The organism is Frederiksenia canicola, from assembly GCF_011455495.1.
Lineage (GTDB): Bacteria > Pseudomonadota > Gammaproteobacteria > Enterobacterales > Pasteurellaceae > Frederiksenia > Frederiksenia canicola.
In genome coordinates this window covers 738,461-753,402 of record NZ_CP015029.1, presented here as the reverse complement: position 1 = coordinate 753,402, position 14,942 = coordinate 738,461, and the positions used below count along the sequence as shown (strand labels likewise).

General features: G+C 43.7%; 11 protein-coding genes. 6 read left to right on the top strand and 5 right to left on the bottom strand.

Annotated elements, in window-relative coordinates:
- The first annotated feature begins 93 nt into the window (after positions 1-93).
- Complete coding sequence (prlC, locus tag A4G17_RS03705) at positions 94-2,127, top strand: oligopeptidase A (protein WP_123957603.1); 2,034 nt, start codon at positions 94-96, stop codon at positions 2,125-2,127.
- 91 nt (positions 2,128-2,218) lie between these two features.
- Here prlC and dapD read toward each other — a convergent pair whose 3' ends face one another.
- Positions 2,219-3,043, bottom strand: coding sequence for a 2,3,4,5-tetrahydropyridine-2,6-dicarboxylate N-succinyltransferase (dapD, locus tag A4G17_RS03700; protein ID WP_123957602.1), 825 nt, complete (start codon positions 3,041-3,043; stop codon positions 2,219-2,221).
- Between the two features lie 207 nt (positions 3,044-3,250).
- Between dapD and yceD the strand changes: the two genes are divergently transcribed.
- Genes yceD through plsX form a run of 3 tightly spaced genes read left to right on the top strand, consistent with a single transcriptional unit; the run spans position 3,251 to position 5,013 of the window.
- Positions 3,251-3,775, top strand: a complete 525-nt coding sequence (gene yceD, locus A4G17_RS03695; RefSeq protein WP_123957601.1) for a 23S rRNA accumulation protein YceD — start codon at positions 3,251-3,253, stop codon at positions 3,773-3,775.
- A 16-nt stretch (positions 3,776-3,791) separates the two neighbouring features.
- Positions 3,792-3,962, top strand: a complete 171-nt coding sequence (rpmF, locus tag A4G17_RS03690; RefSeq protein WP_121124072.1) for a 50S ribosomal protein L32 — start codon at positions 3,792-3,794, stop codon at positions 3,960-3,962.
- Between the two features lie 25 nt (positions 3,963-3,987).
- The gene (gene plsX / locus A4G17_RS03685; protein ID WP_123957600.1) at positions 3,988-5,013 is read left to right on the top strand and encodes a phosphate acyltransferase PlsX; all 1,026 of its coding nucleotides are present in this window, start codon (positions 3,988-3,990) and stop codon (positions 5,011-5,013) included.
- 34 nt (positions 5,014-5,047) lie between these two features.
- Here the strand turns inward: plsX and A4G17_RS03680 are convergent, their stop codons facing one another.
- The gene (locus tag A4G17_RS03680) at positions 5,048-5,458 is read right to left on the bottom strand and encodes a hypothetical protein (protein ID WP_123957599.1); all 411 of its coding nucleotides are present in this window, start codon (positions 5,456-5,458) and stop codon (positions 5,048-5,050) included.
- Between the two features lie 318 nt (positions 5,459-5,776).
- Here A4G17_RS03680 and A4G17_RS03675 point away from each other — a divergent pair, with 318 nt between their 5' ends.
- Positions 5,777-6,727 carry a beta-ketoacyl-ACP synthase III gene (locus A4G17_RS03675; RefSeq protein ID WP_123957598.1) on the top strand — a complete coding sequence of 317 codons (951 nt, stop codon included), beginning with the start codon at positions 5,777-5,779 and terminating at the stop codon, positions 6,725-6,727.
- 46 nt (positions 6,728-6,773) lie between these two features.
- On the opposite strand, the gene A4G17_RS03670 is transcribed toward A4G17_RS03675, so the two are convergent.
- On the bottom strand, positions 6,774-8,483 hold the full coding sequence (locus A4G17_RS03670; protein ID WP_123957597.1) for a ribonucleoside-diphosphate reductase subunit alpha: 1,710 nt from the start codon (positions 8,481-8,483) through the stop codon (positions 6,774-6,776).
- A gap of 29 nt (positions 8,484-8,512) precedes the next feature.
- On the bottom strand, positions 8,513-9,490 hold the full coding sequence (locus tag A4G17_RS03665) for a ribonucleotide-diphosphate reductase subunit beta (RefSeq protein WP_123957596.1): 978 nt from the start codon (positions 9,488-9,490) through the stop codon (positions 8,513-8,515).
- Between the two features lie 356 nt (positions 9,491-9,846).
- Between A4G17_RS03665 and uhpC the strand changes: the two genes are divergently transcribed.
- Positions 9,847-11,184, top strand: coding sequence for an MFS transporter family glucose-6-phosphate receptor UhpC (gene uhpC, locus A4G17_RS03660; RefSeq protein WP_123957595.1), 1,338 nt, complete (start codon positions 9,847-9,849; stop codon positions 11,182-11,184).
- A 100-nt stretch (positions 11,185-11,284) separates the two neighbouring features.
- Here uhpC and putA read toward each other — a convergent pair whose 3' ends face one another.
- Positions 11,285-14,890, bottom strand: coding sequence for a bifunctional proline dehydrogenase/L-glutamate gamma-semialdehyde dehydrogenase PutA (gene putA, locus A4G17_RS03655; protein ID WP_123957594.1), 3,606 nt, complete (start codon positions 14,888-14,890; stop codon positions 11,285-11,287).
- Between the last annotated feature and the right edge of the window lie 52 nt (positions 14,891-14,942).

Sequence of the window (14,942 nt, the reverse complement as noted above, 5' to 3'; positions counted from 1 at the left end):
GGTGGGTTTTGACCCACCTTTATTATTTACAAGCGGTGACTTTTGGAGAAAATTTTACAAATGGGACAAGCCCCACACTAAAAGGAAGGAACTATGTCAAACCCACTTTTAAACAATACTGGTTTACCAAAATTCTCACAAATCAAACCTGAACATATTCAACCTGCGATTGAGCAACTTATCCAACACTGTCGTGAAACCATCGACCAAGTGGCTCAAATCGACAATCCAACTTGGGATAATTTCTATATGCCGCAAGCGATGTCGGGGGATCAGCTCTCTCGTGCATGGTCGCCTGTTGCACATCTCAATGCCGTAAAAAACAGCCCTGAATTGCGTAACGCCTACCAAGCCTGCTTGCCGTTATTATCGGAATACAGCACTTGGGTAGGACAACACCAAGGCTTATATCAAGGCTATGTCAAACTCAAAAACAGCCCTGAATTTGCCACTTATTCTCTCGCACAAAAAAAAGCGGTAGAAAACAGCCTGCGTGATTTTGAATTATCTGGTATCTCACTACCAGCCGAAAAACAAAAACGCTACGGCGAAATCTCAATGCGTTTATCAGAACTTAGCTCACAATTTAGCAACAATGTACTTGATGCGACAATGGGGTGGGACGTGGTCATCGACAATGCTGACGAACTCAAAGGCTTGCCCGAATCGGCATTAGAAGCCGCAAAACTCGATGCCGAAAGCAAAGGCAAAACGGGCTATCGCTTCACGCTTGAGTTTCCAAGCTATTTGCCAGTCATGACCTACTGCGAAAATCGAGAACTTCGCCAACAAATGTACGAAGCCTACAACACCCGTGCCTCTGACCAAGGCGTGAACGCAGGCAAATGGGATAACTCTGCGATTATGGCGGAAACCCTCACACTTCGCCAAGAACTCGCCCACCTACTCGGCTTTGACACCTACGCCGATTATTCCCTTGCCACCAAAATGGCAGAAAGCCCAAAACAAGTGGTGGACTTTCTTGAAGGTTTAGCAAATCGCTCCAAAGCACAGGGCGAAAAAGAACTGGCTGAACTCAAAGCCTTTGCTGCCAAAGCGTTTGGAATGAACGATTTACAGCCTTGGGACATCGCCTTTTACAGCGAAAAACAAAAACAAGCGTTGTATGCGATCAACGATGAAGCACTTCGCCCATACTTCCCCGAAGAGCGTGTACTTTCAGGCTTATACGAGTTACTCCACCGCATTTTCGGCATGAAAGTGGTCGAGCGTTTTGATGTAGAAACCTATCACGACAGCGTTCGCTTTTTCGATATTTTCGATGAAACCGACCGCTTGCGTGGCTCGTTCTATCTCGATCTCTACGCCCGTGAACACAAACGGGGCGGGGCATGGATGGATGACTGCATCAACCAAAAACGTTTGGCAGACGGTTCATTGCAAAAACCTGTTGCCTATTTGACCTGTAACTTCAACAAACCTATTGGTGACAAACCAGCCCTATTCACCATGGACGAAGTGACTACGCTATTCCACGAGTTCGGACACGGTATTCACCATATGCTCACTGAAATTGACGTCGGCGATGTAGCGGGTATCAACGGTGTAGCGTGGGATGCCGTCGAGTTGCCGAGCCAATTCCTTGAAAACTGGTGCTGGGAAGAAGAAGCGTTGGCGTTCATTTCAGGTCATTACCAAACGGGCGAACCGCTACCAAAAGAGAAACTCACTCAGTTGCTTAAAGCGAAAAACTATCAAGCCGCGATGTTTGTGCTTCGTCAGTTAGAATTTGGCATTTTCGACTTCCGCCTACATATGAGCGAACCACGTGAAAATATTGTGATGGACGTCCTGCGTGACGTGAAAAAACAGGTTGCCGTGGTTGAGATTCCGACTTTCGTCCGCACCCCACACAGCTTCGCCCACATTTTCGCAGGCGGTTATGCGGCAGGCTATTACAGCTATTTATGGGCTGAAGTACTCTCCGCTGATGCATTCTCACGCTTTGAAGAAGAAGGTATTTTCAGCCGCGAAGTGGGCGAATCGTTCTTACAAAACATCCTCACCCGTGGTGGCTCAGAAGAACCAATGGTGTTATTCGAACGCTTCCGTGGACGCAAACCAACCCTTGATGCATTATTAAGACACAAAGGCATTGCGGCTTAGTATTTGCAAAATATTTAAAGGAACTGACCGCTTGTAGTGATACAAGCGGTCAGCTTTTATGGCGTTTATGTTAATAGATCTTTAGTCTTCACTATTCTTCAATTGAACGCAATAACTCGTTAATTCCCACTTTACCACGGGTTTTTTCGTCTACTTTCTTCACAATCACCGCACAGTAAAGGTTATATTTTCCGCATTTTGATGGCAAGCTGCCTGAAACGACGACAGACCCTGCAGGCACGCGACCGTAGTGGATTTCGCCTGTTTCACGATCGTAAATTTTGGTGGATTGACCGATGAACACGCCCATTGAGATCACACAGCCGTCTTCCACGATCACGCCTTCCACGATTTCAGAACGTGCACCAATAAAGCAGTTATCGCCAATAATGGTTGGATTCGCTTGTAATGGCTCTAACACGCCGCCAATGCCCACACCGCCTGAAAGGTGGACGTTTTTACCGATTTGAGCACAAGACCCCACTGTCGCCCAAGTATCTACCATTGTACCTTCACCAACGTAAGCACCAATGTTCACATAAGATGGCATTAACACGGTATTTTTCGCAATATAAGCTCCTTTACGCACCGTCGCCGATGGCACTACGCGGAAGCCTTCTTGTTGGAAACGTTCTGCTGTGTACTCCGCAAATTTAAGTGGCACTTTGTCGTAGTATTTAGTTTCAGCACCATCAATGATTTGGTTATCGTTGATACGGAATGAAAGCAATACCGCTTTTTTCAACCATTGGTGCGTAACCCACTCTCCATCGATTTTCTCCGCCACACGATATTTGCCGCTGTCTAAACCTTCTAAAACGTCAAGCACGGCCGCTTTGGTTTCAGCATCCACAGTGTTTGGGGTGATTTCGGCACGACGCTCAAACGCCGCTTCGATAATTTGTTGTAATGACATCTACATCTCCTGTCTGTCTAAATAGAAAAAATTGCCCGCATTGTAACAAATCGTCGCAGAATTAGTATCGTTTAAATTAGTAAAATCCATGTTTCTGCCTATGGTAGCAATTGCAGCAGTTTACAAGCGGTCCGTTTCGATGAAAATTTTGCAAATCCCGATTTTCCCTTTGACTATTTTGCTTGCAATCGGTAATATTCGCACCCTATGCAAAAAGTAAAACTCCCGCTCACTCTCGATCCACATAAAGACGCACAACGTCGAATGGATTATGCAGGTTACCTCCCAAGTAGCCTACTTAGCCGTTTAGCTGAATCGGTGAGCAATGTGCTAAGCGATGCACAAGTTACTCTTTCGTTATCCGTTGACCCACAAAAACTCACCGTGATTAAAGGCTCGGCACAAGTTGAAGTGGAACTCGAATGCCAACGTTGTAGTAACCCATTTTCGCAAACACTCGACTGCGAATTTCTTTTCAGTCCTGTGAAAAGTCTGGAACAAGCGGACGATTTACCCGAAATTTATGAGCCGATTGAACTCAATGAGTTTGGCGAAGTGAATATTGTGGAATTGATCGAAGATGAATTTATTCTCTCTTTGCCACTTGTGCCAATGCATAACTCTGAACACTGTGAAGTGTCCGTGGCAGAACAGGTGTTTGGTGAATTGCCTGAAGAACTGGCAAGCAAACCGAATCCGTTCGCCGTATTAGCTAATTTAAAGAAAAACTAGATCTAGGAGAAAGCCCGTGGCTGTTCAACAAAATAAAAAATCTCGTTCACGTCGTGATATGCGTCGTTCACACGATGCATTAACTACTGCGGCAGTATCAGTAGATAAAGTAACTGGTGAAACTCACTTACGTCACCACGTTACTGCTGACGGTTACTATCGTGGTCGTAAAGTGATCAACAAATAATTCAAATTATCTCTCGAGGCATAATTTGACCAGTCTAACCATAGCGTTAGATGTGATGGGCGGGGACTTTGGTCCCCGTATTACTATCCCCGCTGCACAAAGGGCTTTGGAACACAATCCAAGGCTACATTTTCTTTTATTCGGCCATCAAGCCGAAATCGCCCCGCTAACTGACCGCTTAGATAGCGAATTGCAATCCCGCGTTCAAATCATTCACACCGAAAAAACGCTCAACAGCGATTTACCCTTCCTACAAGCGATCCGCCAAAGCAAAGGTAGCTCAATGCGTTTAGCCATTGAAGCCGTGGCAAAGGGCGAGGCTCAAGGCTGTGTAAGCGGTGGCAATACTGGTTTACTGATGGGATTGGCGAAGCAGTTGATTGAGCCGTTACCCAATATCGATCGCCCTGCCTTGACTTCGTTGATCCCAACAATGAACGGCAAATCCAGCGTGATGTTGGATTTAGGGGCAAATGTCGAAGCTGACAGCAAGCTACTTTGCCAATTTGCTGAAATGGGCAACATTTTTGCCCAAGTGATGTTGGATTTAGTTTTCCCTCGCTTATCGCTGCTCAATATCGGCACGGAAGAAAATAAAGGTAGCCCGCAAACTCGAGAAGCTCATCAACAACTCAAATTAACTAACCATTTGAATTATCAAGGCTTTATTGAGGGGGATAAACTGATGAATGGCATCGCCGATGTAATCATCTGCGATGGTTTTAGTGGCAATATTGCCTTAAAAACGATGGAAGGTGCAGCGAAAAACATCTTATCATTTTTCAAAAAGCCAACAGAAGAGTCCAACCTCTGCCGTCAAACTAAGCGGTTATTATTGCGAGCGATTTTCTACCGCTACTACCGCAAACTACAGCAAATCAATCCCGACCGCCACAACGGCGCCACTTTGCTCGGCTTATCGTCCGTCGTGGTGAAAAGCCACGGTGGAGCCAGTAATAATGCATTTTTCTACGCCATCGACCATGCGATTTCCCAAATTGAACATAAAATCCCCGAGCGGATTTCGCGGGGACTAGAAAAGTTGGAATAACAAGCGGTTATCTTCAGCACATTTTTTGCAAATATTATTCTAGATGATCAAGGCAATATACAGCACGAGAAGATGTGGACGCTTTATAGCATTGCATATTCCCATCTTTGGAAATTGGAACGCCTTTTGGGATCTCAACGTTAATCGTTTCTCTACTAGAATTCAATGTGACAGACCAATCACCTTGAATTTCATCATCTTTCCCAGTCTCCACATTATCAAGATCAAAGCGAATTCCTATTGATAGGGTGCTCCCATCTTCAAACTCATAAGCCGCGGAATATGCATTCACATTTGCACAGCTCCAAGCCTGTGCGGTATGTTTGGATACTTGATCATTTTCCACATAATAGTAACTGTTTGTGAAGTCAGTACACAGTGCATATGTATTCGGTGATAATGTCACAAAAGACAGCATAACGATGGATAAATACATTTTATTCATAGCCATTTCCTTTATTAAATCATTTCTTCAAATTATACACATTTCATAAATAGGGCCACAATTAACGCCTAGCGCTGTTTTCTATCACATTTGTAAATATGATGACAGTTAATGGATAAATTAGATTTTTGTATAAAACAAGAAATTGGTTTCAAGAACAAATGGCAAACAAGTAAATCTGAATAAATCATGGCATTATGATCGACTACAAGCGGTCAGTTTCGCCAAGTTTTTTGCAAATCTTCCCTTTCCTTACTTTTCGCAATAGCTTGCTTTTGCGTTATAATACGCCCCAGTGAAAATGATTGAGAACAAACTATGTACAGTAAAATTTTAGCGACGGGAAGTTACTTGCCCGCCCATATCCGTACTAATGCGGATCTTGAAAAAATGGTAGATACTTCCGATGAGTGGATTGTGACACGTTCTGGCATTAAGGAACGTCGTATAGCGGCAGCTGATGAAACCGTGGCAACAATGGGGTTTGAAGCGGCAAAAAAATGCTTTGAACAGACCGCTTGCGATCCGCAGTCTATCGACTTAGTGATTGTTGGCACTACCAGCAACTCTCACGCCTACCCAAGTGCAGCTTGCCAAGTACAAGGACTGCTCGGCATTGAAGATGCGATCGCGTTTGATGTAGCCGCCGCTTGTACCGGATTTGTGTATGCATTAAGCGTTGCCGATCAATTTATTCGCTCAGGTAAAGTGAAAAAAGCGTTAGTGATTGGCTCAGATTTGAACTCTCGTAAATTAGATGAAACTGATCGAAGCACCGTGGTGCTATTCGGTGACGGTGCTGGGGCGGTCATTTTAGCAGCGAGTGAAGAACAAGGTGTGATCTCCACCCATTTACACTCTTCACCAGATAAAACCAATGGGTTGTTGCTCACCAATGAAAAGCGTGGTGTGGAAAAATCAGGCTACATTGAAATGCAAGGCAATGCGACATTCAAACTGGCAGTGCGTGAATTAGCCAATGTTGTGGAAGAAACGCTCTCTGAAAATCAATTAGATAAATCGGCAATTGATTGGCTTGTGCCACATCAAGCGAATTTGCGTATCATCACTGCTACTGCGGATAAATTAGAAATGGATTTATCTCAAGTTGTAATTACGCTTGATCGCTACGGCAATACCAGTGCCGCCACGATTCCCGTTGCATTAGATGAGGCCGTGCGTGATGGACGCATTCAACGTGGTCAGTTACTGCTACTTGAAGCTTTCGGCGGCGGTTGGACTTGGGGTTCGGCATTAGTTAGATTCTAATAACGCAAAAAGCCATCGTTTTAAACGATGGCTTTTTAGTTATCTCTTAACCTTCACAACTACTACAGCTTAACAAGTTACGGTTAAATACCTGTGCTGCACTCATTGAGTATTGATAATAAATCGACTTAATGCCTAACTCTTCCGCGGTGAGATAAAGTTGGTTTAAATCCCTTGCTGGCGTTGCAGGGTGTACCATAATGTTGATGCTTTGCCCTTGGTCAATGTGTTTTTGACGCTGTGCGGCTTGCTGAATCACACTTAACTGGCTAATTTCTGAGAACGTTTTAAACACTTCTTTTTCGTGCTCTGTCAGCTCAGCTAAATGCTGAACCGAGCCATCATTTAATAGAATACTTTCCCACGTTTCTTCTGTATCTAATCCTTTTTCTTGAAGTAATTTTTCCAAGAATGGATTTTTATAAACGGTTTTGATCTTCGCTAAATCTTTTACATAGTAGTTAGATTTAAATGGCTCGACCGATGGCGATACGCTACCTAAAATAAAACTACTGGATTTTGTGGGTGCAATACTCATTAATGTCGTATTACGGCGACCATATCCCTTAAGTAGCTCAGGCTCTCCAAAACGCTGTGCTAATTCTTTTGAGGCTTTCAGTGTTTTCTCTTGCAATGTTTTGAAAATCAGGTTGTTTTTCTGCATCGCTTCAAAACTATCAAATGCAATATTATTCGCTTGCAAATAGCTATGCCAACCGAGCACGCCTAACCCTAAAGCACGGTGACGAGTTGCGAAACGATTCGCTCGGTCTAAGAATGGAATTTCTGCACTTTTCTCAATAAATTCTGACATTACCACATCTAAGAAATAGGTGAGAACCTCTGGTGCATCCGTATCTTTCCACTCATCAAAATAGAGCAAGTTCATTGAAGATAAACAGCACACGAAACTTTCGTCTTCGTTAGACGGCAACATAATTTCCGTACACAAGTTTGAGGCGTGTACAGTCATATTTTTATCTTTATAGACATCTGGGCGACCTGCATTCGCATTATCTTTGAAGAAAAGATATGGGATCCCTGTTTCGGTTTTGCGTTGCAAAATTTTTGCCCAAAGTTGCCGCTTGTATGGGTCACCCGCTTTCATTGACTCTAACCAATCATGGCCTACGCATACACCATAGTACATCAACTGAATTGGGTTGCCTTCAGTATGAATATCTAACCACTCATCAATATCGCCATGTTCAATGTCGATATAGCCAGCGAACTGCCCTTTACGAGAAGTGCCTTGAGAAATAACATCAATAACGGTATCGAATAGTTTACTAAAGTTGAAAGAACCGTCTGACTTGCCGTTATTTTTGATCGCAGAACCACGAGGACGAATATCGCCAAAATAAGCCGAAGTACCACCACCAATCTTACTCATCATGCCGACTTCCGCCGTCGTCACCATAATTTCATGAATGGAATCGCCGATGTAACTACCAAAACACGAAATTGGCAAACCACGATCTAAACCGAAGTTTGACCAAATTGGTGAAGAAAGTGAAAAGTAACCACGCCCCATGTAGTAATAGAATTTATCTGCATAGCCTTCGATACCGAGTTTACGCTCAGCATGTTCGGCAATAAAACGGATACGATCTAATGCAGTCGTGCCCTCAAGTAAATAACCACGCTGTAAGAACAGTTTGCTGTCATCATTTAGCCAAGCAAAATCAGGACGTTTTTCATCGGTGTAACCAAGTTCAAATAACTTGGGTTGGTAATAAGAGTTAGAGTAAGTCATCGGCAGTGTCGGTTCTATGTAAGTCAAAGTTAGAATAAGTCGTCAGCAGTAATCTGCTTCATTTTTTTACTGTAATCAGTACTACGTTTGTTAAAGAAGTCAGTCTCTTTGGTAGAGAGAATCTCAATATCAAACCACTCTGTTTCTTTCAGCATATCCGGATCGATATCATGTGGCGGTTCTAATCCTAATGCCATCAGAGAGTTGTTATAACGACTCATAATATAGTTTTCTACGGTTTTACGACTGATAAAACTTAAATCGCCTTCTTCGAAAATCCAATCCAAAATGCCACGTTCAGCTTCTAGTGCTTGATCTGCTAAAACTTTTAACTCTTCATAAAAGGTCGGAGTAAAGAGTTCTGAATGCTCATCACGTAAAATTTCGTATAACGCAATACCAAAACGGCCATGAATTTCTTCTTCTTTAGACGTTGCTTCTACCGCATTCGAAATACCTTTGAATAAGTTACGGTATTTATTGAACGACATCATGACAAGGAATTGTCCGAATAATGAAATATGTTCAACGAAAAGAGAAAAAAGCACTAATGAAAGCACAAATTGTTTATTGCCTTCATCTTTATCACGCATGAAATCTTCCATATATTCAATGCGTTTCATCAACGGCTTGATATCGGTAATTTGCGTGAACATTTCATTCAAACCTAATTTTTCAAGTAAGAACGAATATGCATCTTTATGGCGAACCTCTGATTCTGCGAATGTACCACCCACATCATCAATTTCAGGTTTTGGAAAATATTTATACAAATCGCCCCAGAAACGCTTCACATTCACTTCAACTTGCGAAATGGCTAACATCGTGCGGGTTAAAACATGGCGTTCGTGATCATTGATATTAGTACGATAATCTTGAATATCGCCCGTGAAGTTGAACTCCGTATGTAACCAGTAAGAATGGCGAATTGCATCTTTAAATTCGAGCAATTCAGGATACTCATAAGGCTTGATTTGAATGCGTTTTTCGAAAATATTGCGGGACATAATGGACCTTACACGAGAAATTTATCAGAATACCCTCGTATTCTAGCCATATTTTTTTACAGAACAAGTCTTGACAAAATGGCAGTGCTGATTGGCTCGTAGAATATTTTTGATTTTAAAGGGAATTATTTTTTTGTGAAGAAAGAAACGCAACATCTTGTGTTTACCTTTCAAACAAAACACAAGATGTTGTGGTTACAAGTGGTCAGCCCATGAATTCTTTTACACAAAGTGAAGTCCCATCATCTAAATTGATTATTATTCATCCAGCAAATGCCAAAATTTGATCTAAATAGCTTTTTTTCAAACAAGATCTTCTATACTTAATTTGAAGTAAACTTTATCGGAGATCTCCTATGAGTATTTTTAAAGAAGCTCCTGACCTTCCAGTTACAAAAAGTCAGGAAGAAATTGACAAAACATATCGCTACTGGCGACTTCATTTAATGATCGTAAGCTATATCGGCTATGCGGTTTTCTATTTTACTCGTAAAGGTTTTAACTTTGTAATGCCTGCAATGCTCACCGATCTCGGCTTACAAAAAGCGGATATCGGTATTATGGGTACGGCATTCTATTTAACTTACGGTGTTTCAAAATTCTTATCTGGCGTTATTGGTGACCGTTCTAACCCGCGTTACTTTATGGGTATCGGCTTAATGGCGACAGGTATCGTGAACATCTTCTTCGGAATGAGTTCATCAATCTTTATGTTTGTAACATTATGGATGATCAACGCATTCTTCCAAGGTTGGGGTTGGCCACCATGTTCAAAAATTCTCAACACGTGGTACTCACGTAATGAACGTGGTCTATGGTGGGCAATTTGGAATACTTCACACAACCTAGGTGGTGCGATTATCCCATTGATTGCAGGTGCAGTTACTCTCGCATGGGGTTGGCGCTACGGCATGATTATTCCTGGTATCATCGCAGTTGTTGTAGGTTTAGGGCTTTGTATTTTATTACGTGACCGCCCAAGCTCAATGGGCTTACCAACTGTAGGTGAATGGCGTAATGACATTGCTGAAAAACAACACGAAAGTGAAGGAGTTGGCCTATCAACTTGGGAAATTCTCAAACAATACGTGTTCAAAAACAGCATCATTTGGGCATTAGCAATCTCTTACGGGCTAGTTTATATCGTGAGAACAGGTATCAACGACTGGGGTAACTTATACCTTACCGAAACTCATGGTTACAACTTATTGCAAGCGAATGCGAGCGTGAGTTTCTTTGAAGTAGGTGGTTTCTTAGGTGCATTATTTGCAGGTTGGGGCTCAGACAAATTCTTCAAAGGTAACCGTACCCAAATGAACATTATCTATGTGGTGGGTATCATTGCGGTATCATTAACACTCTGGTTCTTACCAAGCGATAACCGTTTCTTAATGTCTAGTTTATTCTTCTTAATGGGTTTCTTCATTTTCGGACCACAGTTCTTAATTGCAATGGCAGCTGCTGAGAATTCACACAAATACGCATCTGGTGCATCAACAGGCTTCGTAAGTTTATTCGCCTATATTGGTGCGGCAGTGGCTGGTTTACCATTATCATTAATCATTGAACACTTTAAATGGAATGGTTTCTTCGGTACATTGTTCTTAATCTCTCTATTTTGTGCATTACTCCTTGTATTAGTGTATATGCTTCAACGTAGCCGTAACAAAGCAAGAGCACAATTAGCTCAATAATCTAAATAAACAAGCGGTCTGATTTCGTAAAAGTTTTACATTATCAGACCGCTTTTCTTTCCCATAAATCACTCTACTACACCGTAGAGCGATTTTTTTACTAATCCATATCGGCCATCAAACTTGCGTTACCACCTGCTGCTGCGGTGTTGATGCTGATGGCTTTTTCGTGGACAAGTGGCAGTAGCGATAAGGCTAAATCCAAACTTTCGACATAAGTCAAAATTGCCCCTGCTCGTTCGGCGTAGTGGGCTTTCTGATCTGCCGAAAGCGGATCAAGCACAATCATGATGCTGAGTTTATCGACCTTATTGAAGTCGTCCGTCACGCTAACTAAGCCGTCAAATTGGGCTGCGTGTTTGGTGAGATCACTTTCACGCTGTACCACCGCTTTACTGCCACATAATACCACGGCGATCAAGGCTTGGATTTGCTGATAGCGTGAGCCATTTCCGATGGCAATAACAGGACGAGCCTCCAACTTCATGACGTTGTCCTCACCCGTAATGCCTTGCATTTTGAGCACTTTACCAAGTGGTGATTGGCGAGCAAGGCTGGTAATAAGATCCAACGCATTTTGCAATTCTGTGCCAGAAAGCACCGCTTGAATACCCGCTTTGAGCGTGTGAGTATCTACGGCTTTTGCCTCGCCTGATAAACCATCTAGCGTCCATTCGCTGCGATTGACCAGACGTTGCAAATAAAGTGGACCACCTGCTTTCGGGCCGGTGCCTGACAAGCCCATACCACCGAAAGGCTGCACACCAACTACTGCCCCTACTGTGTTGCGGTTCACATACAAGTTACCTGCATGAATGGTGTCAAGCCATAAATCAACGGTTTCATCAATACGGCTATGCAAGCCACTGGTCAAGCCAAAGCCTGTTGAGTTGATATCCGCCATCACTTGAGGCAGTTGCTCCGCATCAAAGCGGATAACGTGTAGCACTGGCCCAAACACCTCGTGCGTGAGCTGGCTGATGTGGTCGATTTCAAGTAAGGTTGGGGGCACAAAAATCCCATTTCGGGCAACTTCAGGATCAATCGCCACTTGGTAGAAATCTTTCGCCGATTTTTTGATATTTTCAATGTGATCGAGCAAGCGTTTTTGTGCCACACCGTCAATCACAGGGCCTACATCGGTAGTGAGTTTCTGCGGGCGACCCACTGTCAATTCCGCCATCGCCCCTTTGAGCATCGTTAAAATATGATCAGCAACATCACGCTGCACATATAGCACTCGTAATGCCGAACAGCGTTGTCCTGCGGAGTCAAATGCGGAGTTCAGCACATCGGCAACCACTTGCTCGCCCAAGGCGGAACTATCCACAATCATCGCATTCTGCCCCCCTGTTTCGGCAACAAGCGGAATAATTTTTTCGTTTCGCTGCAAGTTGCGATTGATATGCTTCGCCGTGTCAGTTGACCCCGTGAAAATGACGCCGTTTACACGGGGATCAGCAACCAAAGCTGCTCCAACGACTTTGCCACTGCCACATAAGCACTGTAACGCCGCTTTTGGTACGCCAGCCTGATAGAACAAACTCACCGCATAATATGCCATCAATGACGTCTGCTCCGCTGGTTTTGCCAACACCACATTGCCTGCGACTAACGCCGATGAAACCTCGCCCACGAAAATCGCCAACGGGAAGTTCCACGGACTGATGGCAACAACAATGCCACGCGGGTTACGATAGCCCTCAGGGTTAAGTCTCACTTCTCTTGCATAATAGCGGCAGAAATCAACCGCTTCCCGCACTTCTGCAATCGCATTATTGAGCGTTTTTCCTGCTTCACGCACCGCTAAATCGAATAATTGCGGCATATTTTCTTCCATGAGATCCGCCATTTTTTCGAGTATTTCCGCACGAGCAACTGGCAAAGTCGCTTGCCATTCCGCTTGGTATTTTTCTGCTGCATCAAAGGCTTTAGCAACATCATCTGCCGTGGCATCGGTCACTTTACCAACAATCTCTTGCACATTGGCAGGATTGCAAATTTTTCGGCAGAACTGACCGCTTGTTGTGCCGTCTGCAAGCTGCGGCTCCGCATGGTAGGTCTGTTTTGCCAACTCATTGAGCTGCGTTTCCAGATCACGCAAGTGAATCGCATCGGTTAAATCGTAGCCTTTGGCGTTTTGACGTTGCTCACCGAATAGTTTAACAGGCAACGGAATTTTCGGATGCATTGTGCCATCTGTTTGTGCGGCTTTCGCCACAGGATCTTGGGCGAGATCGTCAATGCTTAAATTTTCATCGACAATTTGGTTCACAAAAGAGCTGTTTGCTCCGTTTTCTAACAACCGACGAACCAAGTACGCCAACAGGGTTTGATAAGAGCCTACGGGGGCATAAATACGGCATTGGACGTTGAGATTATTTTCACCAACGACTTGATCATAAAGGGTTTCGCCCATGCCGTGTAAGCATTGGAACTCAAAGCGTTTGCCTTTAGCAAGATGGTAAATCGTCGAAAGGGTTTGAGCATTATGGGTCGCAAATTGTGGGTAGATCACATCTTGTGCGGCAAGCAATTTCTTAGCACAAACGATGTAGTTCAAATCCGTATGCACTTTGCGAGAGAAGACAGGGTAAGCTTCAGCACAATCCGTTTGAGCACGTTTGATTTCAGTGTCCCAATATGCCCCTTTTACCAAGCGGATCATCAACTGACGGTTGTTGGCACGAGCTTTTTCAATCAAATAATCAATCACATACGGGCAGCGTTTTTGGTATGCCTGCACCACAAAGCCGATACCATTGAATCCAGCTAAATCAGGGTCTGTCAGTAATTTGTCCATTAAATCAAGGGATAACTCAAGGCGATCGGCTTCTTCGGCATCAATGTTTAAACCAATATCATATTTTTTGGCAAGCAAAAAGAGTTCTTTCAAACGCGGATAGAGTTCGTTCATTACGCGATCGTGCTGTGCCAAGCTGTAACGAGGGTGAATCGCAGAAAGTTTGACCGACACCCCCGATGATTTATACACCCCTAAACCACGAGAGGTGGCTCCCACGGCATGAATTGAAGCAACATAATCATCATAGTAACGCTTTGCATCGGCTTGGGTGAATGCGGCCTCGCCCAACATATCGTAGCTATAACGATAGCCCATTGCGAACCGTTTTTCGCCATTTTTAATCGCCGCTTGAATGGTTTCCCCTGTTACAAATTGTTTGCCGAGCAACCGCATTGCCACATCAACACCACGACGAATTAACGGCTCACCACCTTTTGCAATCAAGCGGGAAAGGGCGGATGATAAACTGCTTTCACTGTGGGTAGACACCAATTTGCCAGTAATCACCAACCCCCACGCCGCTGCGTTCACAAACAGCGATGGGCTGTTGCCCGTATGGGAACGCCAGTCGCCTTTAGCAATTTTATCCCGAATGAGTTTGTCTGCGGTTGCTGTGTCAGGAATACGTAGCAGAGCTTCAGCCAAGCACATCAACGCTACACCTTCTTGGCTCGAGAGCGAAAATTCGTGCATTAATGCATCAACCCCACTGGCTTTTTTACGAGCAGTGCGAACTTTGCCAACTAATTGTGTGGTCAAGGCTTTGATTTGTGCCGCATATTCATCCGTTTTGGCTTGTTCTAACAGTTGCTGCACGAGGATTTGTTCATCAGCACGGTAATGCTCACTTAAAGACGGACGAACGCCTGTAGATTTTGGGAAAATTTGGTATGAAGACATGTTGAACTCCTTTACAAGCGGTCAGATTTGCAAAAAATTTTGCAAATCTGAC

Bases quoted from the DNA above. Each gene is read 5' to 3' on its own strand.
- A4G17_RS03680 (WP_123957599.1), bottom strand. From the start codon at position 5,458: ATGAATAAAATGTATTTATCCATCGTTATGCTGTCTTTTGTGACATTA.
- A4G17_RS03670 (WP_123957597.1), bottom strand. From the start codon at position 8,483: ATGACTTACTCTAACTCTTATTACCAACCCAAGTTATTTGAACTTGGT.
- prlC (WP_123957603.1), top strand. From the start codon at position 94: ATGTCAAACCCACTTTTAAACAATACTGGTTTACCAAAATTCTCACAA.
- yceD (WP_123957601.1), top strand. From the start codon at position 3,251: ATGCAAAAAGTAAAACTCCCGCTCACTCTCGATCCACATAAAGACGCA.
- A4G17_RS03675 (WP_123957598.1), top strand. From the start codon at position 5,777: ATGTACAGTAAAATTTTAGCGACGGGAAGTTACTTGCCCGCCCATATC.
- A4G17_RS03665 (WP_123957596.1), bottom strand. From the start codon at position 9,490: ATGTCCCGCAATATTTTCGAAAAACGCATTCAAATCAAGCCTTATGAG.
- uhpC (WP_123957595.1), top strand. From the start codon at position 9,847: ATGAGTATTTTTAAAGAAGCTCCTGACCTTCCAGTTACAAAAAGTCAG.
- putA (WP_123957594.1), bottom strand. From the start codon at position 14,890: ATGTCTTCATACCAAATTTTCCCAAAATCTACAGGCGTTCGTCCGTCT.
- dapD (WP_123957602.1), bottom strand. From the start codon at position 3,043: ATGTCATTACAACAAATTATCGAAGCGGCGTTTGAGCGTCGTGCCGAA.